This window comes from Thioclava sp. L04-15 (genome assembly GCF_002020275.1).
In the GTDB taxonomy this organism is placed as follows: Bacteria; Pseudomonadota; Alphaproteobacteria; order Rhodobacterales; family Rhodobacteraceae; genus Thioclava; species Thioclava marina.
Genome location: NZ_MPZW01000014.1, coordinates 1 through 17,592, shown reverse-complemented (window position 1 = coordinate 17,592; position 17,592 = coordinate 1). Strand labels below are relative to the sequence as shown.

Genomic DNA, 17,592 nt, shown 5'->3' with positions numbered 1-17,592 from the left:
TGAGATGACCGCGCAGGAACTTGCCGAGGCCTCGGCCAAGGCGATGTGGGACAATGACAGCGCGAGCCAGCGCCTCGGCATGGAGCTGACGCATGTCGCACCGGGCGAGGCCACGCTGGTGATGACCATCACCGAGGCCATGTCGAACGGTCAGGGCAACTGCCACGGCGGCTACCTGTTCACGCTGGCCGACAGCGCCTTCGCCTTTGCCTGCAACAGCTACAACCAAGTTACCGTCGGGCAACATTGCTCGATCAGCTACCTGATCCCCGGCCGGATCGGCGACACGCTGAGCGCCACCGCGCGCGAGGTTTCGCGCAGCGGTCGCTCGGGGATCTACGACGTCCAGATCACCAACCAGAACGGCGCGCATGTGGTCACGTTCCGCGGCCACTCGCGCACCGTCAAAGGCACCCATTTACCGGTCTGACCGGAACCGAAATTCCAAGGGAGGAAACCATGGAAGACCTTACCCCTCGAAAGCAAGACCTTGACCCGATCGAGACCGCCTCGCGCGATGAGATCGAGGCGCTTCAGTTCCACCGCATGAAGCGCTCGCTGCGCCACGCCTATGAGAACTCACCCTTCTATCGCAAGCGCTTCATCGAACATGACGTGCACCCCGAAGAGCTGAAGTCGCTGGCCGACGTCGCCAAGTTCCCCTTCACCTACAAGCAGGACCTGCGCGACACCTACCCCTTCGGGATGTTCGCGGTGCCGCAATCCAAGCTGGTGCGTATCCATGGCTCGTCGGGCACGACGGGCAAACCGACGGTCGTGGGCTATACGTTGGCCGATATCGACCACTGGGCGAACCTGATCGCACGCTCGATCCGCGCGGCGGGCGGGCGCCCCGGCGATATCCTGCACAACGCCTATGGCTATGGCCTGTTCACCGGCGGCCTTGGCGCGCATTACGGTGCCGAGCGCCTCGGCTGCACCGTCGTTCCGATCTCGGGCGGCATGACCGAGCGGCAGGTGACGTTGATCCATGACTTCAAACCCTCGATCATCATGGTGACGCCCAGCTACATGTTGTCGATCCTCGACGAGTTCCGTCGCCAGGGCCTTGACCCGCGCGCCTCATCCCTCAAGGTCGGCATCTTCGGCGCCGAGCCCTGGACCAATTCGATGCGCGAGGAAATCGAGCAGGCCTTCGACATGCACGCGGTGGATATCTACGGCTTGTCCGAGGTCATGGGCCCCGGCGTAGCGCAGGAATGCGTCGAAACCAAGGACGGGCTGCATATCTGGGAAGACCACTTCTACCCCGAGATCATCGACCCGGCCACCGGCGAGGTTCTGCCCGACGGCCAGATGGGTGAGCTGGTCTTCACCACGCTGACCAAGGAAGGCCTGCCGGTGGTGCGCTATCGCACCCGCGACCTGACCCGCTTGCTGCCGGGCACCGCGCGCTCGATGCGCCGGATCGAGAAGATCACCGGGCGCTCGGACGACATGATCATCCTGCGTGGCGTCAACGTGTTCCCGACCCAGATCGAAGAGCAGATCCTGAAATGCCGCGGCCTTGCCCCGCATTTCCAGATCGAACTGAGCAAGGGTGCGAACCGGATGGACAACATGACCGTCCTTGTGGAATGCGCCACCGATCATACCGACGAAAGCGCCCGCGCCGCCTCAGCCAAGGAGCTGGCGCATCACATCAAGTCGGTGGTCGGCGTCTCGACGCGGATCGAAGTGCGCGATCCGGCCAGCATTGCCCGTTCCGAAGGCAAGGCCAAACGCGTGATCGACAATCGCCCCAAAGAATAAGGCGGCGGCGCCACGCGGGCGTGACAGGCGCGCCCGCAGTCGCTAAAGCAGGAAAAATTGCGTTTTGCGGCTCCAAACCGCCGCGAAGCGCCACCGACAGACCGGGAAAGTTACACTATGGCTCGGACGCGAGCACAGGATTTCGAGGAAAAGCAGCGCGCCATTCTGGACAATGCCGCACAGGTCTTTGCCGAGCAGGGTATGGAGAAGGCCTCCATGTCCCAGGTCGCCAGCCATGCGCAGGTCTCCAAGGCGTTGCTCTACCATTACTATCCCAGCAAGGATGCGCTGATCTTCGCGATCATCATCACCCATCTGGAAGAGCTGGATGCTGCGGTCGAGGCCGCCGACGATCCCTCTCTGGCGCCCGACCAGCGCCTGCGCCGCCTTGTCGGGGCGGTGCTGGAAAACTACCGGGACGCGGACAACCAGCACAAAGTGCAGCTCAATGCCTCCTCGGCCCTGTCGGACGCGCAGAAATCCGAGATCCTCGGGCTTGAGCGGCGCATCGTTCGCCGCTTTTCGGTCGTTCTCGACCAGATCAACCCCAGCCTGAACGACAAGGAGCGTCCGCTTCTGACCCCGGTTACGATGTCGCTTTTTGGCATGATGAACTGGGTCTATATGTGGTTCAAGGACGGTGGCCCTATCAGCCGCGAGGATTATGCCGATGTGGCGACAACGCTGATCCTTGAGGGGATCAAAGCCGTTCGCTGAAATTTCGGCGTTCAAGGATCAACGGGTCGTATTTCGGCGCCTCGGCGCGGCGGCGGTCGGGTTCGGGCGCGCTAAGCGGTTCGGCCGGTTTCAGCTTGTGCCCGGCCTCATGCGCCAATTGCTTATAGACGCCGGTGCCCAACCGCTTCCAGTCGATTTCCTCCGGTGACAGCGCCCGCACGACCTTGGCGGGCGAGCCGACCGCAAGGCTGCCTGCCGGGATCTCGGCACCCGCCTTCACGAAGGCCATCGCTGCGACGATCGTGTTCTCGCCGATCCGCGCCTCGTCCATCACCACGGCGTTCATGCCCACCATGGCGTTGCGACCGATATGGCAGCCGTGCAGCACGGCGCCATGGCCGATATGGCCCGCCTCTTCGATCACCACATCCTTACCGGGGAAGGAATGCACCACGCAGGTTTCCTGCACGTTGCTGCCCTTTTGCAAGATGATGCGCCCGAAATCGCCGCGCAGCACCGCGCCGGGGCCGACGTAGCACAGCGGGCCGATCAGCACATCGCCGATCACCACCGCCTCTGGATGAACAAAGGCGGCGGAGTCGATAACCGGGGTGATGCCATCCCAGGAATAGACGCGGGCCATACCGGTCAGCCCTGCAACGGCCAGGTATTGGCGACCATGGTCAGCACGTCATATTGCGCCACGACCGCACCATCCTGATTGGTGACCTGGCAATCCCAACGCACCTCGCCATGTTTGGCATTGGCGCGCGGGTTGATCTCCTTGCAGGTCAACCGCACCTGAAGCGTATCGCCGAAATAGACCGGCGTCAGGAAGCGCATGTTATCGACGCCGTAATTGGCCAGCACCGGGCCGGGGTTCGGCTCGACAAAGAGCCCCGCGGCGAAAGAGGCGATTAGATAGCCATGTGCCACGCGGTCGTCAAAGAACGGGTTCGCCTTGGCGGCGGCCTCATCCATATGGGCGTAGAACGTATCGCCGGTGAAATGGGCGAAATGCTCGACATCCTCTTTGGTGACGGTGCGCTTTGCGGTGATCAACTGATCACCAATCTTCAGTTCAGCCAAAGACTTGCGGAACGGATGCACGTCATGCTGCACCTCGGCGCCCTCGATCCAGCGACCGGTCACCGCCGACAGCAGGCGCGGCGCGCCCTGAACGGCAGTGCGCTGCATGTAATGCTTCACGCCGCGGATGCCGCCCATCTCCTCGCCGCCGCCCGCGCGGCCCGGCCCGCCATGCACCAGACCCGCCAAGGGCGATCCGTGCCCGGTCGAGGTTTTCGCCGAGGTGCGGTTACCGATCAGCACACGGCCATGATGCGGCGCAACACCCAGCACGACCTCTTCAGCCACGGCCTTGTCATCGGTGAAGACCGACGACACGAGCGAGCCTTTGCCCATCCGCGCCAGTTCGATCGCCTCGCCAAGATCGTCATAGGGCAGCACGGTCGAGACCGGGCCGAAGGCCTCGACCTCATGCACGGGCTGCGCGGCAAAGGGCTTATCGGCATAAAGCAGAACCGGGCTCAGGAAGGCGCCCGCATCCGCCTGCCCCGAGGCAAGGCGCACCTCATCGGGGTTGCCCGCGACGATCTCGGCCACGGCCTGAAGATCGCGGATCCGCTCGCGCACCTCTTCGCGCTGGTCGAACGAGGCCAGCGGCCCCATCCGCGTGCCCTCGGCATCGGGCAGACCAAGCACGGTCTTGCCCAGACGATCACGTAGCGCCTCGACCAATGCCGGAACCTGCGCGCGCGGCGCGATGACGCGGCGGATCGCGGTGCATTTCTGCCCGGCCTTCACCGTCATCTCGCGCGCGACTTCCTTGACGAACAGGTCGAATTCGGGCGTGCCCGCCACGGCATCGGGGCCAAGGATCGAAGCATTCAGGCTGTCGGCTTCCATCGTGAAGCGGACCGAATTCGCCACCACCGCCGGATGCGACTTGAGCTTGCGCCCTGTCCAGGCCGACCCGGTGAAGGTGACCGCGTCCTGCCCCGTCAGGTGGTCGAGCATATCGCCGACCGAGCCACAGATCAGTTGCAGCGCGCCCTCGGGCAGGATGCCCGTCTCGACGATGCGCCGCACCACAAGCTCGGTCAGATAGGCGGTCTGGCTGGCGGGCTTGACCACGCAGGGCACACCGGCCAGCAGGGTCGGCGCGATCTTTTCAAGCATCCCCCAGACGGGGAAGTTGAAGGCGTTGATATGGACCGCGACGCCGTGCAACGGCGACAGGATATGCTGCGCGCTGAAGCTGCCGTCCTTCGAAAGAAGCTCCAGATCGCCATCGGTCAGAACGCGGGTGTTGGGCAACTCGCGCCGCCCTTTTGAGGCAAAGGTCAGCATAGTGCCGATCCCGCCCTCGATGTCGATCCAACTGTCAGGGCGCGTGGCGCCGGTGCGATAGCTTTCGTCGTAGAACTCTTCCTTGCGCTCCATCAGCGCAAGGCCGAGCGCCTTCAGCATCCCGGCGCGCTCATGGAAGGACATCGCCCGAAGCTTGGGGCCGGCAGCCTTGCGGCCATGCTCCAGCACCGCCGCGAAATCCAGCCCGCTCGAGTCGATATAGGCGACCGGCGCGCCGGTTGCGGCGTCCAGCAGCTCCTTTCCCTCCTTCTGGCCGGGGGTCCAAACTCCACAGACATAGCTTTCAAGACGGCGCGGGGGGCGGGCCGGGGCGTTCATGGGCATTTCCTTTATGCGTTCTGAAAAGGGCGCGGGCCTGCTCGCCCGCGCCGCAGGTCTTACAGGTCGAGCGCAGCCAGATGTTCGGCCACGAGGGTCTCCCAACGGGACAGAAGCTGCTCGTTGGGGGTGTGGCGCAAGCCAAAGCCATTAAGCGTCTCGTAGCGCGCCGATCCGGCGACGCCGAACCCCGCAGCGACACGCGGGCGCCAATAGGCGATGGCATCGCGCGCGGCGGCCTTACCAGCCTCGGTCGAGGCGATCCGCTCAAGCCCCTCAAGGCCAAGCTCAGCGTGGCGCGCCTCGCGCGGGGCGATCTCGCGGAAGACCTCGGCCAGCGGCCCGTAGGAGACGCGGGTAAGCTCGGTCATCTGCACGCCGGTCGCGAGGCCTTGGAGGACGTTCATCACCACCGCATCGGTCCAGCCGGTGATCGGGTAGTGCAGCACCGACAGGCGCATGTCGCCACCACTGCGCGCGGCCCCCAGATCGGCGTCGCGTGCGACCCGCGCGGCCCAGTCGTGCTGCGCCTGATAGCGGTTTGCATCGGTGCCGAAGGTCTCCATCACCGCCAGGACGCGCTCTGCGTGATCGGCCTTTTCGAGGGTGATCCGGCTCGCGGCGATCCGCTCCTTGATCCCCGGCGCGAAGTTGATCGAGCCCGCGAACCCGGCCGAGGCCGCCAGTTCGCTGTCCACGAAAGAGGCCATCAGGCGCATCAGCTCGCCGCGGTAGCGCGCGGGCACGTTGCCCGGAGCGGTGAGAACGCCGCCCTGAGCGAGGTAGTCTTCGATATTCATCGTGTCAGACATCTTTTCTCTCCTGCCCGATCATTCGTCGTAGGTGACGATCACGCGGTCACTCAGCGGCACGGCCTGGCACGACAGCACGTAGCCCGCTCGCACCTCGTAATCTTCCAGCGCATGGTTCACGGCCATCTCGACCTCGCCCTCAAGCACCTTGCAGCGGCAGGTCGAGCACACCCCGGCCTTGCACGAATAGGGCGCGTCCATCTGCGCCTCGATCGCGGCTTCAAGGATGGTCTGGCCTTCGCGCGGCATGGTGAAGTTGCGCGTGGCGCCATCGAGCGTCACGGTCGTCTCGACCCCCGCTCCGGGCGCGACCGAAGTCTTGGACACGGCCCTTGCCTTGGCGCGACCGGGCTGGCCGCTGGCGAACAGCTCGAACTTGATCTGATCGTCGCGTAGCCCGTGGGTGCGCAACGATCCGGCGATGGCCAGCATCATCGGCTCGGGGCCGCAAATGAAGGCGGTGTCGATGGCTTTCGCGTCGAGCCAGTGGCTGAACAGCGCCTCCATTTTCTCGGCGTCGATCCGACCGGTGAAGAGGTCGATCTCCTGGCCTTCCTGTTCCAGCACATGGATCACAGAGAAACGCCCCAGATAGGTGTTCTTCAGATCCTCCAGCTCCTCGCGGAACATGATCGAGCTGATCTGGCGGTTGGCATAGACCAGCGTGAAGCGCGACTTGGGTTCGCGCATCAGCACGGTCTTGATGATCGACAGCACCGGCGTGATGCCTGAACCGCCTGCAAAGCCCAGATACTGCTTTTCGGTCTCCGGCTCGATTGGGGCAAAGAACTTGCCCATCGGCGGCATCGCGTCGATCTCGTCGCCGGGCGCGAGGTTTTCATTGGCCCAGGTTGAGAAGGCGCCGCCATCGACGCGCTTGATGCCGACCTTGAGGCAGCCCTCGTCCACGCCGGTGCAGATCGAGTAGCTGCGGCGCAGCTCCTCTCCCTCGAAGTCGCGGCGCAGGGTCAGATATTGGCCTTGGGTGAAGGCGAAGAGTTGCTTGTCCTCGTCCCGCGGGACGAGGGTTAATACGACGGCGTCGCGGGTCTCGCGACAGACGTCGGTCACTTTGAGCGGATGGAAGCGTGCCATTTGGAGTTCCTCGGCATCGTCAGATGCATTTGAAATAATCAAAGGGTTCGAGACAGTCCTTGCAGCGATAGCTGGCCTTGCAGGGCGTCGAGCCGAACTGGCTTATCTTTTCGGTGCGGGTAGATCCGCAGCGCGGACAGGCGATGGTCAGGTTCGAGCTACCGGCCAGGCGCGCTATGCGCCCTGCCAAGCGGCCGTCGGGGGCGGTGCCGTCGATCGGCGGCGCGATACCGTAGGCGCGCAGCTTTTCGCGCCCTTCCTCGGTCAGCCAGTCGCTCGTCCAGGGCGGCGAGAGCTGCCGCTCAAGGCGGATGCTCTCGATCCCCCGCTCGCGCAGGGCTTGCTCGATGTCCAGGTTGATGATGCTGGTCGCGGGACAGCCCGAATAGGTGGGCGTGACCGTAACGACCAGCGTCTCGTCCTGCCAGGCGACATCGCGCACGATCCCCAAGTCGGTCAGACTGATGACCGGAATCTCGGGATCGGGCACCTGCGACAACCAGCGCCAGATCTCGTCAATCTGCGGTCGGGTTGCGGCGTTCATGGCGTTACCAGACAGCGCCGGGATAGGCGCGCTGCAGGAACTGCATCTCGGCCAGGATATATCCCAGGTATTCCGAGTGAACGCCGCGCTTGCCGCCGCCTGCCCCGTTGATGCCGTGCTGATAGGTCTCGCCCGGATGGGTCAGCGTTGCCGCCTCGAGCACTTCGCGCAGAGTCGTATCCCAGGCGGCGCGCAGGCTCGAGGGCAGCGGGGCGATCCCGGCCTCGGCCATCGCCTTGTCGGTCGCGTCGTCGTGGAACAACTCGCCGGTGTAGGGATACAGCACGTTCAGCGCCTTCTGCATCCGGTTGCGGCTTTCCTCGGTGCCGTCGCCCAGACTGATCACCAGATCGGCCGAGCGTTCGAGGTGATAGGCCACTTCCTTCTCCGCCTTCGCGGCAATCTCGGCCACGCGCGGATCGGACGAGGTTTTCAGCGCCCGCAGTAGTTCGATGTGGAAAGCGTCGAACAGGAACTGGCGCATCAGCGTCTGACCGAAATCGCCGTTCGGTCGTTCGACCAGCAGCACGTTGCGGAACGCAGCCGCGTCGCGCAGATAAGCGAGGTTGTCGGCGCTGCGCCCCTGCCCCTCGACCTCGCCGGCCAGTGCCAGCCAGAGCTGGCACTGCCCGATCAGGTCAAGCGCCTGGTTGGCTAGCGCGATGTCCTCTTCCAGCACGGGCGAGTGCCCGCACCATTCCGAAACCCGGTGTCCCAGGACCAGCGCATTGTCGCCAACCCTTTCCAGCCACTCGACAAAGGCGGCTTGATCGACCGCTGCCACCGCGACGCCCATCACATGTGCCCCACTTCGGCCGGGATGTCGAAGAAGGTCGGGTGACGATAGACCTTGGAGTTCGACGGCTCGAACAGCGGCCCCTTGTCCGACGGCACCGAGGCGGTGATGTCGTTCGACTTCACCGCCCAGATCGAGACACCCTCGTTGCGGCGGGTGTAGACGTCACGGGCGTTGCGGATCGCCATTTCGGCATCCGGCGCGTGCAGGCTGCCGACGTGACGATGGTTGAGGCCGTGCTGGCCACGGATGAAGATTTCCCACAAGGGCCATTCGCTGGACATGTTGCTTCCTCCCGAAGCTGAACAAGAAGGGATGGGCGCGGCGCGCCCAGTGTATTACTCGGCGGCGAGGCGGGCGGCCTTGCGGCGTTCGGCTTGCTTGTTGGCATGCGCCGTCAGGCCTTCGCGGAACCATGCGCCATCCTCCCAGGCAGTCACGCGGGCCTCCATGCGCTCGGCATTGCACGGGCCATTGCCCGCGATGACGGCGAAGAATTCGGACCAGTCCGGCTCCGAGAAATCGTAGCCGTCCTTTTCCTCATTCCACTTGAGGTTCGGATCGGGGATGGTAAGGCCAAGATATTCGGCCTGCGGCACTGTCTGATCGACGAATTTCTGACGCAGCTCGTCATTGGTGTTGATCTTGATCTTCCACTGCATCGACTGAGCGCTGTGGACCGAGTCCTTGTCGGACGGGCCAAACATCATCAGCGCCGGATACCAGAAGCGGTTCATTGCATCCTGCGCCATCGCCTTCTGATCCGTGGTGCCCTTCAGGCACATCTTGAGCAGGATATCGTAGCCCTGACGCTGGTGGAAACTTTCTTCCTTGCAGATACGGATCATCGCACGGCTGTAGGGGCCGTAGCTGGTGCGTTGCAGCGGCACCTGGTTCATGATTGCCGCGCCATCGACCAGCCAGCCGACCGCACCGATATCGGCCCAGTTCAGCGTCGGGTAGTTGAAAATCGACGAGTATTTCATCTTGCCCGCGTGCAGCAGGTGCAGCAGTTCGTCGCGCGACACGCCAAGCGTCTCGGCGGCCGAGTAGAGGTAGAGGCCGTGGCCCGCCTCGTCCTGCACCTTGGCCAGAAGGATCGCCTTGCGCTCGAGCGTGGGGGCGCGCGTGATCCAGTTGCCCTCGGGCAACTGGCCGACGATTTCGCTGTGGGCGTGCTGGCCGATCTGGCGGATCAGCGTCTTGCGGTAGCCTTCCGGCATCCATTCCTTGGGCTCGATCTTCTCACCCCGGTCGATGCGATCCTGGAAAGCGATCTCTTCGGGCGTCATATCCTCGCGGGATTTGGCCCCTTCGGCACTCACGAGTTGAGCATACATGATTGGTCTCCTCCCTCTCAGATACGTTCGATGATGATGGCGATGCCTTGGCCCACGCCGATGCACATGGTGCACAGCGCATAGCGCCCGCCGGTGCGGTGCAGCTGGTACATGGCGGTGGTGACAAGCCGGGCGCCCGACATGCCAAGCGGGTGGCCGATCGCGATCGCGCCGCCGTTCGGGTTCACATGCGGCGCGTCGTCAGGCAGGCCGAGGTCGCGCAGCGTGGCCAACGCCTGGCTGGCGAAGGCCTCGTTCAGCTCGATCACATCCATCTGGTCGATGGTCATGCCCGCGCGTGCCAGAACTTTCTTGGCCGCCGGGGCCGGGCCGATGCCCATGATGCGCGGCTCGACGCCCGCCGCGGCCATCGCCACGATGCGGGCCTTCGGCGTCAGACCATGGGCCGCCGCCGCCTCGCCCGACAGGATCGCCAGGGCCGCCGCGCCGTCGTTCACACCCGATGCGTTGCCTGCGGTCACCGACAGATCAGGACCGTTCACGCCGCGCAGCTTGGCCAGCGTCTCGGCGGTGGTGCCGGGGCGCGGGTGCTCGTCCGCAGTGAACACGATCGGGTCGCCCTTTTTCTGCGGGATCGTGACCGGCACGATTTCCTGCGCGAAGACGCCAGCCTGCTGCGCGGCCTCCCAACGGGCCTGGCTACGTGCGGCGAAAGCATCCTGATCGGCGCGGCTGATGCCGAAATCCTGCGCGACATTGTCGGCCGTCTGCGGCATGGAATCGACGCCGAACTGCGCCTTCATCTTCGGATTGACAAAGCGCCAGCCGATGGTGGTGTCATAGACCGCGTTCGAGCGCGAAAAGGCGCTGTCGGCCTTGGGCATCACGAAAGGCGCGCGGGTCATGCTCTCGACGCCGCCAGCGAGGACAAAGTCGCAATCGCCCGCCTTGATGGCGCGCGCGGCCATGCCGACCGCATCCATCCCCGAGCCGCAGAGCCGGTTCACCGTGGTGCCCGGAACGCCGATCGGCATCCCCGCCAGCAGAACGGCCATGCGCCCGACATTGCGGTTATCCTCGCCCGCCTGGTTGGCGCAGCCGAAGATCAGATCGTCAACCGCGGCCCAATCGACGCCGGGGTTGCGCTCCATAAGGGCCTTGAGCGGGATCGCCGCCAGATCGTCAGCGCGCACCTGCGCCAGTGCGCCGCCGTAACGACCGACCGGTGTTCTGACCGCATCGCAAATGAATGCCTCGCGCATCCAAGCTCCTCCCTGATGTTCCGTGACGAGCGGCGATTCTCCTAATTCGCCGACCGATTGGTCGATTTATAGCGCGCAAAGCATCACAAACAAAGCAAAAAAATTAGTATCGTTGTGATGTTTTGAGGCGAGCAGGAACAACCGTTTAAAAACAATTGCTTAAATTATGACAGCCCGAAGATCCGCGCCTCGCTGGCGGCGGTTTGCGCGGGAAGATAGCCATCCACCCCCTCGAAGCGCGCCGCGATGTGACGCTCGGCCGAGGGCGAAAGGCGCCGATACAGGCGGCGGAACAGCGCGCGCGCCTCCTGCCCTTTCCAGTCCGGGGGGAGCGCCTTTTGCGGCAGGCGCGGGTCGCGAAGCATCACGTTGCGATAGACATGCACCAGCAACAGACGCGCAACCATCGCCGCCTCGTCCGACAGGCTGCCGTTGTGCAGCGCCGCATCGAGCGGGGCAAAACGCGCGATCATGTCGATGTAACGCTCTTGCAGGGCCGACAGATCCCAGAATCGGGCGATGTGTGCGATCGCCTCGGGGTCGCCGGCATGGAACGCCAGCGCGCCCTCGGGCGCCGCCTGACCACGGTCGGGGCGGATAAACACCTGCCCTCCCATATGGCCCATGCGTTGCAGCCGCGCGGCGTCTTCGGTCAGGTCCGGGGCGTGCAGGATCTGCCAGCCACGCGTCTCGGCCTCGGGGCCAAAAAGCAGCACGGCGGCCTGCTCGAATTCCTGATGGGCCGACGCGTCGAGGTGATAGTAGCTGCGCCGCCCGACACGCTCCCCACGCAAGCGCTGCGCCGCAACCAGGCGCGAGACCGCCGTGCGCACCAGCGATTCATTGATGCCGACACCCGCGCAGACCTCGATCAGGGTTCCCGTCCACAGAACGCCGCCGCGCGGGACCACCACATCTCCATAGACCGTGACGATGAACGAGGCCGCGCGCAGCCCGATTCCATCCAGCAATTCTGATATCAGTCCACTTACCGGCATTTCTCTGACCCAACCCTCAGACGTGATTACGCACGGTGCGCACAAAGGGCAAGGAACTCAATAAGTGCGCGCACCGAATGTCGACCCTGCAGACGCTCTCCCGCTCTCTCTTGGCTGGCTTGCCGACGCGACTGTCCGAGTTGTCCACATAATTCGACCAAACCGCGGGATTTTCGAGCTTTTCCAAGGCGAGATTTTCGGCCTCCTCGCCTAAACTGATGTCATCCAGAAAGGAAAGGACAACATCATGCTCGACACCCTCCCCACCTCGGGCCCGCGTCACGACTTCGCCGTCTTCGCGATGAGCCTCGCCTATACCGGCGACGAAATCACGGCAGCGTTCGAATATATCGACCGCAAGGAACGTCGAACTCACCCTCCCGGGGAATTCGATCATCGCGGGCGCTTCTTCGCCGCGGAACGCACGCTGGCCGTCAGGTTTTGTCGCGCGCCTTCGGCCAGGTGGCCATTCCCCCAGATGCGCGCGCGCCGCCGCTCCGCGAGCACGCGTCCCATATGTTTCCCGGGCGTTGTGACACGCCAGCGCAAGCCAAGGACCGGCAAGACAGCCTCGAGCGTGAAGATCGTGCCTGCCCCGCTCTCCAGAGCGCGCACCGTCGGGATGCTGATCTTGGAGCGGGATGCGAGTTCAGCCTGCGTGAGCCCGCGCCCCACGCGTTCGGCTCTGAGGATCTCGAAAAATGACATGTGCGAAAATCTTTCCATCGAAAGCCCACAGATAGAAAGAAAATTCCACACAGCGCAACCGCTAGCGCCAGGCGCTCCCGAAAACGAGCGGCAACCAACTCGAGCGAATTTTCCGTGCCACGAAAAATCGGAAGCCCGTTTTTTCACCCCCGGCACCTAGACTGAACGCATCACCGAGATCCGCACCGGATCGACCCACTTTCCGCCGCCGCGCCTCGCGCGCGCGGTCTCAGGAGATGCATGCCATGGCCCAGCGCCCCTTCACGCCGAATATGCGAAAATCGCATCGCACGACCAAATTCACCCAGACCGATGCAGCCCTTCTGGAGCGGCTCGTGAAAGCGCGGCTGCGCATCGCCGAGCTGATGCTGGAAAAACCAAGCTATGCCCCGATTTTTGAGAGACTGGAGCGCGAGATCGCGGCCGTCGAGGCGCGCCGGATCGAGGATCCGCTGGCGCGCGCGAGGGCGATCCTGCGTGGGCAGCCGAGCGATGCGGCCAGCCCTTTAGACGAGCGAGACGATACGCCTGAGCCTTGGTAGGTTTGCCCCTATTAGGCATAGCGGGCTGTAGCACTGGACAGCCAAACCGGCGTGCGAAAAGCGGGGCAAAAAAACAAAAACCGCACAAAAAAACTCACACCCAAAAACACCGTCATACCCTTCTGGCTAAAAACAAAGAGCCAAAATGCTTTAGAAGCAGCAAACCTCTGAAGGCCTCAAACAAATATCGCCTGACTACGCCGCAAAGGCGGCAAGCATGTTGGGGACGGGTGCACCGAAACAGGCGCCAGCATCGACCACGATATCCCGGAGACTGCGCCATTTGACAAAACAACACATCCCGAAAATCGCTTCGGATCCGAGCCTGTATCCGTCGCACCGTCAGGATCGTTGCCGCTGAAGCACCGGTTTCATCGGCGCACACGCTATACACGCCCCAATCTTTCCCGTGAAAACCTATGATCGCCCTCGACGCACCCTCGGATACACCCGTATGCGCGGCTTATCGCCATCCGCTACCCCGCCCATGTTCTGCCACGGATATCCAACGGACACATTCGCGACCCTCGTCGTCCCGACCATGATTTCCGCCGGGTGATGCGTATGCCCGAAGAGCCATTCGTCCGGCTGACATTCGAGGATGAGATCCTTCAGGTCGCTCGCATAGCACCAGCTGAGCGTCTGACCGGCCGGGAGGGCGCCGACAATAGGCGCGTGATGCGTTACAACCGCGGTTTCTCCATCAAAGCGCTCCGCCAGCTTTGAGCGCAGCCAGGAGAGGTGATCACGGTGTCTCGCGATCGTATCAGCCGGCCGAGCCTTTCGGTATCCGGCAGAGGCCACGCGAATGTATCGGTAATCGTTCATCCGCTCCCGTGCTTCCATGTCCCGGCTCTCAAGCGTTCCGGTCCCTGTCTGGAAGTCCGTCCAGAGCGTGCAGCACAGGTATCGCTTGCTCCGCAGGATGATCTCTCGCTTCTGAGCGAAGTTCGCCCCAGCGTCACGCGCGATCTGCTCGAGCCGGTCATCACCGTCAAGCGCGTGATGATAATAGTCATGGTTTCCCGGCACGACATACACGCGCTCGAGATCGATGCGCTGGCCGATGACTTCGAGCGCCCGCCGCCATCTGACCTTCGGTTTGTTCGTGAGATCACCGGCAATGATCATCAGCCCAACGTCGCTAAAGTCGAGACGCGCAAGGGCGTCTCGACCCGCTTCTGCCCACATGTCCAAGTGAAGATCCGCCACGATCAAAGTTTTCGCCATTCTTCCCATTCCCGCTAGACGCTGCGGAAGGCAGCAATCAGATCAGCAGATCGCGTCCGGTCGCGCGCAGCGTTTTCGCGAGGCGCCCGATCTGACGAAGGCTCGGCGGTCGCCCCATCTCGCACATCTCTTCGACGAACACGCGCACGCGTTCCATCTCATCGGGCTCCACATCATCCCCGGCCGCGCGCTTGAAGAACGCTACGATGTGCTCAGGCTTGCTCACCTCGACGCGGAACACCTGACACCGATCAAGGATCGGTTCGGGGATTTGGCTCTCGTAATTCGCCGTGAGGATCCAGTTCACATGGCTCATATCGACGCGCGTGCGCAAGAACGGGCAAGTGAAGTGTTCCGCGCTCGACCTCTCGAGGAGCTGCAGAAGCGATGTCGTCAATGACGTTGACCTGCCATCGACAGAGCGCATTCCAGCTCCCGCCTTGCAGACCTCATCCACAACGATCGCCGGATTTGCAACCGCGGTTGCAGTGATCAATTCTACCGGAACACCTGACCTCGCTGAGACCCAGCCATGTTCAAGCCCCGCGATCCGGAACCCGGCTCCTCCGGCGCCGACATCGATGATCGCACGCGGCGTGCGTGCAAAGTCAGCGACAATCCGCGCGAAATGCGTCTTCCCGCAGCCTGGCGGGCCGACGAGGATCATCGGATCGAAACGCAGCCCGGAGCCTCCAGCGGCAATATGCGCAAGTCCCTGGTTCATGATCGAGGTCGACACCTCGGAAAGCCAGGGCGCCACAGCATGCAGCGACGCCGCGAGTTCATAGACGGACTCCGCGGTGTCCGGCCCGGCAAGTCTGGCGCCATGAGCGTAAAGATGATGCAGCCGTTTGACGGACGTTTCACTGATATTCCTGTCGACATCGAAGGTGCCATTGAACTTCTGATCGACCAGTCGCTCGACAGCGCGATTGATCCTGCGGTGTCGTTCGCCCGCTTTCCTGCGATCGTCATCCTCAGCGAAGAACTCGTCGACTTCGATCTCATCCGTTCCCGTAGGGAACATGCGCCCGCTTCTGAGCCCGAATTCTCGGGCCACCGCATTTGCCACTGATTGCCTTGATAGGCTGGAAGAGATCGGCTTCTTGAAGAGAACCGGAACGCGCGTGCGCTTCATTTCTACCACCGTCGCTTGAGAATGACCTGACTGAAATCTCGATACCGATAAGCGCCCGGCTAAGGGCGCAGCTCACGATATCGAGCAGGTAATCTCCGAGCGGGTGGCGTGCGTGTTCATGCGCAGAAGCTATGCCACGATTGGCCGGTACGTCAAGCGCGTCATGACCCGGCTGCCCACCTTCTCTCCCGGTCGCCTCTTAAATATGCCGTTCGTTGCGTGATTCCATTCGACGATCGTAGCTAGCGCTCCCGCCAATCCACTTGGTCTCCACTCTCATTCGTGATCGAATAAATATATGATTTGGGGAGTGACTCAAAGTTCACATGAACACCGAATTTTATCTGAAGAACCCAAGCCATCAATTTTGCCAGCTCTGGACATGGACGATTCAGCCCATTTAAATTGCGCAATTTTGGTCGATTCTCTTTTCAGATCAGTCGGTTACCAACAGAAAAATTTGGAGTGCAACAACCTTGGCAAGGGAGAGGTCGCGAATTCAAGCCTCTCCAGCAGGACCACCCATCCACTTGAAAGATAATGATTTTCGCGAAAAATGGGTTATTCATACTTCGCAATCTCACCCAATAGTCCCGGAGACTCTTGTAGAGTATCTGCGAGAATGTCGTAGGCTTCGTCAACACGAGTGGGGCCGCCCCCTGCCCCCCCCGACCATCATGCAGGTCATGTCGCAACAATGATGCTCCTCCTGGCAGATCAATCAACAGGTTCACCATCACCGGGCACTCGATCGATGAGCGAAATGCCAATTGCCGGATGTTGGCACGAAGTCAGGAACTCACCTCACCCCGACGCGACGAGGCAGTCCGGTTCGCCCCGCGACTAAACGCTGCCCGCGCGGCAAAGGTCATCCGGAGTGAAAAAGCCTTAGAAAACGACCGCCTGGATTTAGGCGCAGTGCGATGCCCGTTTGGAAAAGGCTGCGAAAGCGGCAGCGGCCAAGAGGCTCCAGGTGAGGAGGAGCCGTTACCCGACATGTAACCGGGCGCGGTCACTCCGGGGAGTGCGCCCGCGGGCCCATCACCCGCGTCGGAATATTCCTCTCCGGCTTCGTGCCGCGCTGATGCGCGCGCCCTCACGACCTCTCCGCTCTCGTAGCGCCATTCATGCGCGCTTGCCCCATGCTCGGTCGCGGGTGTCGACTGGCGGCTTGCTCGCACTCGAAGGTCCGCCGCGCCGTCTGCTCGCAAAGTTTCGCACCACCTTCCTTGCCGATCCAGATCGTCACATGCGAGCAAAGGTTTTCGGCGAGTCAGATTTTGCCAAACTTCGCAGCAGTCTTGCGCGCTCGCGGCGACAGGCTGTCGCGCTCCTATCGCTCGATGCCGTTCTCCGGTGAGGAGCGGGAGCCGAAAACATGACCGGCATGGCGCAGCTTAACCGCGACTGAACTGCCCCCGTCCACCCCGACGAAACTGCCCGCAGATGAAAGGACCGACCCGATGACCGTCGTTCCAATTGCGCCTAATCCGCAGGAACGCGCAGCGATGTTCCACCTGATCACACAGGCGAAGAAGGTGGAACATGAGCAGGGGAAGGCGGGGATCGCGGCTGCAATCTTTCGGCGGGACGCTGCTCGCCGAGGCCGAGGACAAGGTGCATTTGAACTGCGACCCGACACGCCACGCCGAGATCGTTGCGATTGCGAAGGAGACCCGCGCGCTCGACGACCCGTCGCACGATGATTGTATGCTGCTGACGACATTGCAGCCCTGCGAGGTGCCCCTTTCGGCGACACGCTTTGCCGGGACCAAGCGCATCCACTTCGGCGCGCAAAACGAGAGTGTCACCGGAAAATACTTTGTCTTCACCGAGCTGGCCCTGTCGGAATTTCGCGACGCGGGCGAAGCCTTAGAGGCGATCTGCGGCTAGCTGGAAGAAGATCTGGTCGCACTTAATGCCGACGGCGAGGCATGTGCTTTGCGAACCGCTGAAGCAGATGGCAAAAAGGCGGGAACCAACCCCGCCTTTTTCGTTTGGTC

Annotated in this window: 19 protein-coding genes; 5 read left to right on the top strand and 14 right to left on the bottom strand. The window is 62.8% G+C overall.

Annotation, left to right across the window (positions count from 1 at the left end):
- The first annotated feature begins 4 nt into the window (after window positions 1-4).
- The 3 genes from paaI to BMI90_RS17675 all read left to right on the top strand — a co-directional run bounded on the left by paaI (window position 5) and on the right by BMI90_RS17675 (window position 2,490).
- Complete coding sequence (gene paaI / locus BMI90_RS17685; RefSeq protein WP_146671341.1) at window positions 5-430, top strand: hydroxyphenylacetyl-CoA thioesterase PaaI; 426 nt, start codon at window positions 5-7, stop codon at window positions 428-430.
- Window positions 431-459: 29 nt separating this feature from the next.
- Window positions 460-1,773, top strand: a complete 1,314-nt coding sequence (gene paaK / locus BMI90_RS17680; protein ID WP_078530806.1) for a phenylacetate--CoA ligase PaaK — start codon at window positions 460-462, stop codon at window positions 1,771-1,773.
- A 117-nt stretch (window positions 1,774-1,890) separates the two neighbouring features.
- A complete protein-coding gene (locus BMI90_RS17675) occupies window positions 1,891-2,490 on the top strand; it encodes a TetR/AcrR family transcriptional regulator (RefSeq protein WP_078530805.1) in 600 nt (199 codons plus the stop codon).
- On the opposite strand, the gene BMI90_RS17670 is transcribed toward BMI90_RS17675, so the two are convergent.
- The 12 genes from BMI90_RS17670 to BMI90_RS17615 form a co-directional block, all read right to left on the bottom strand.
- Window positions 2,474-3,094 carry a transferase hexapeptide repeat family protein gene (locus BMI90_RS17670; RefSeq protein WP_078530804.1) on the bottom strand — a complete coding sequence of 207 codons (621 nt, stop codon included), beginning with the start codon at window positions 3,092-3,094 and terminating at the stop codon, window positions 2,474-2,476. The genes BMI90_RS17675 and BMI90_RS17670 overlap by 17 nt on opposite strands.
- Window positions 3,095-3,099: 5 nt before the next feature.
- Window positions 3,100-5,163, bottom strand: coding sequence for a phenylacetic acid degradation bifunctional protein PaaZ (paaZ, locus tag BMI90_RS17665; RefSeq protein WP_078530803.1), 2,064 nt, complete (start codon window positions 5,161-5,163; stop codon window positions 3,100-3,102).
- 59 nt (window positions 5,164-5,222) lie between these two features.
- Entirely contained in the window at window positions 5,223-5,975 is a 753-nt protein-coding gene (locus BMI90_RS17660) for a Phenylacetic acid catabolic protein (protein WP_078530802.1), read from the bottom strand.
- Window positions 5,976-5,993: 18 nt separating this feature from the next.
- Window positions 5,994-7,070, bottom strand: coding sequence for a 1,2-phenylacetyl-CoA epoxidase subunit PaaE (gene paaE, locus BMI90_RS17655; RefSeq protein ID WP_078530801.1), 1,077 nt, complete (start codon window positions 7,068-7,070; stop codon window positions 5,994-5,996).
- 19 nt (window positions 7,071-7,089) lie between these two features.
- Entirely contained in the window at window positions 7,090-7,614 is a 525-nt protein-coding gene (gene paaD, locus BMI90_RS17650; protein ID WP_078530800.1) for a 1,2-phenylacetyl-CoA epoxidase subunit PaaD, read from the bottom strand.
- A 4-nt stretch (window positions 7,615-7,618) separates the two neighbouring features.
- On the bottom strand, window positions 7,619-8,410 hold the full coding sequence (paaC, locus tag BMI90_RS17645) for a 1,2-phenylacetyl-CoA epoxidase subunit PaaC (protein ID WP_078530799.1): 792 nt from the start codon (window positions 8,408-8,410) through the stop codon (window positions 7,619-7,621).
- The gene (paaB, locus tag BMI90_RS17640) at window positions 8,410-8,694 is read right to left on the bottom strand and encodes a 1,2-phenylacetyl-CoA epoxidase subunit PaaB (protein ID WP_078530798.1); all 285 of its coding nucleotides are present in this window, start codon (window positions 8,692-8,694) and stop codon (window positions 8,410-8,412) included. Before paaB ends, paaC begins: the two co-directional genes overlap by 1 nt.
- Window positions 8,695-8,748: 54 nt before the next feature.
- A complete protein-coding gene (gene paaA, locus BMI90_RS17635; protein WP_078530797.1) occupies window positions 8,749-9,750 on the bottom strand; it encodes a 1,2-phenylacetyl-CoA epoxidase subunit PaaA in 1,002 nt (333 codons plus the stop codon).
- A 17-nt stretch (window positions 9,751-9,767) separates the two neighbouring features.
- Window positions 9,768-10,973 carry a 3-oxoadipyl-CoA thiolase gene (pcaF, locus tag BMI90_RS17630; RefSeq protein ID WP_078530796.1) on the bottom strand — a complete coding sequence of 402 codons (1,206 nt, stop codon included), beginning with the start codon at window positions 10,971-10,973 and terminating at the stop codon, window positions 9,768-9,770.
- Window positions 10,974-11,137: 164 nt separating this feature from the next.
- A complete protein-coding gene (locus tag BMI90_RS17625; RefSeq protein ID WP_078530795.1) occupies window positions 11,138-11,971 on the bottom strand; it encodes a PaaX family transcriptional regulator C-terminal domain-containing protein in 834 nt (277 codons plus the stop codon).
- Window positions 11,972-11,987: 16 nt separating this feature from the next.
- Window positions 11,988-12,368: a hypothetical protein gene (locus BMI90_RS17620; protein WP_078530794.1), complete on the bottom strand. Its 381-nt coding sequence runs from the start codon at window positions 12,366-12,368 to the stop codon at window positions 11,988-11,990.
- A complete protein-coding gene (locus BMI90_RS17615; protein WP_078530793.1) occupies window positions 12,365-12,679 on the bottom strand; it encodes a helix-turn-helix domain-containing protein in 315 nt (104 codons plus the stop codon). The genes BMI90_RS17620 and BMI90_RS17615 overlap by 4 nt, the downstream gene beginning before the upstream one ends.
- Before the next feature lie 245 nt (window positions 12,680-12,924).
- Between BMI90_RS17615 and BMI90_RS17610 the strand changes: the two genes are divergently transcribed.
- Complete coding sequence (locus BMI90_RS17610; RefSeq protein WP_078530792.1) at window positions 12,925-13,221, top strand: hypothetical protein; 297 nt, start codon at window positions 12,925-12,927, stop codon at window positions 13,219-13,221.
- A 417-nt stretch (window positions 13,222-13,638) separates the two neighbouring features.
- On the opposite strand, the gene BMI90_RS17605 is transcribed toward BMI90_RS17610, so the two are convergent.
- Together BMI90_RS17605 and BMI90_RS17600 are read right to left on the bottom strand one after the other, a co-directional pair.
- On the bottom strand, window positions 13,639-14,451 hold the full coding sequence (locus BMI90_RS17605) for a metallophosphoesterase (protein WP_078530791.1): 813 nt from the start codon (window positions 14,449-14,451) through the stop codon (window positions 13,639-13,641).
- Window positions 14,452-14,488: 37 nt separating this feature from the next.
- A complete protein-coding gene (locus BMI90_RS17600) occupies window positions 14,489-15,589 on the bottom strand; it encodes an AAA family ATPase (RefSeq protein WP_078530790.1) in 1,101 nt (366 codons plus the stop codon).
- Window positions 15,590-17,134: 1,545 nt separating this feature from the next.
- Between BMI90_RS17600 and BMI90_RS17595 the strand changes: the two genes are divergently transcribed.
- Window positions 17,135-17,482 carry a deaminase gene (locus BMI90_RS17595; protein WP_078530789.1) on the top strand — a complete coding sequence of 116 codons (348 nt, stop codon included), beginning with the start codon at window positions 17,135-17,137 and terminating at the stop codon, window positions 17,480-17,482.
- The last annotated feature ends 110 nt before the right edge of the window (window positions 17,483-17,592 follow it).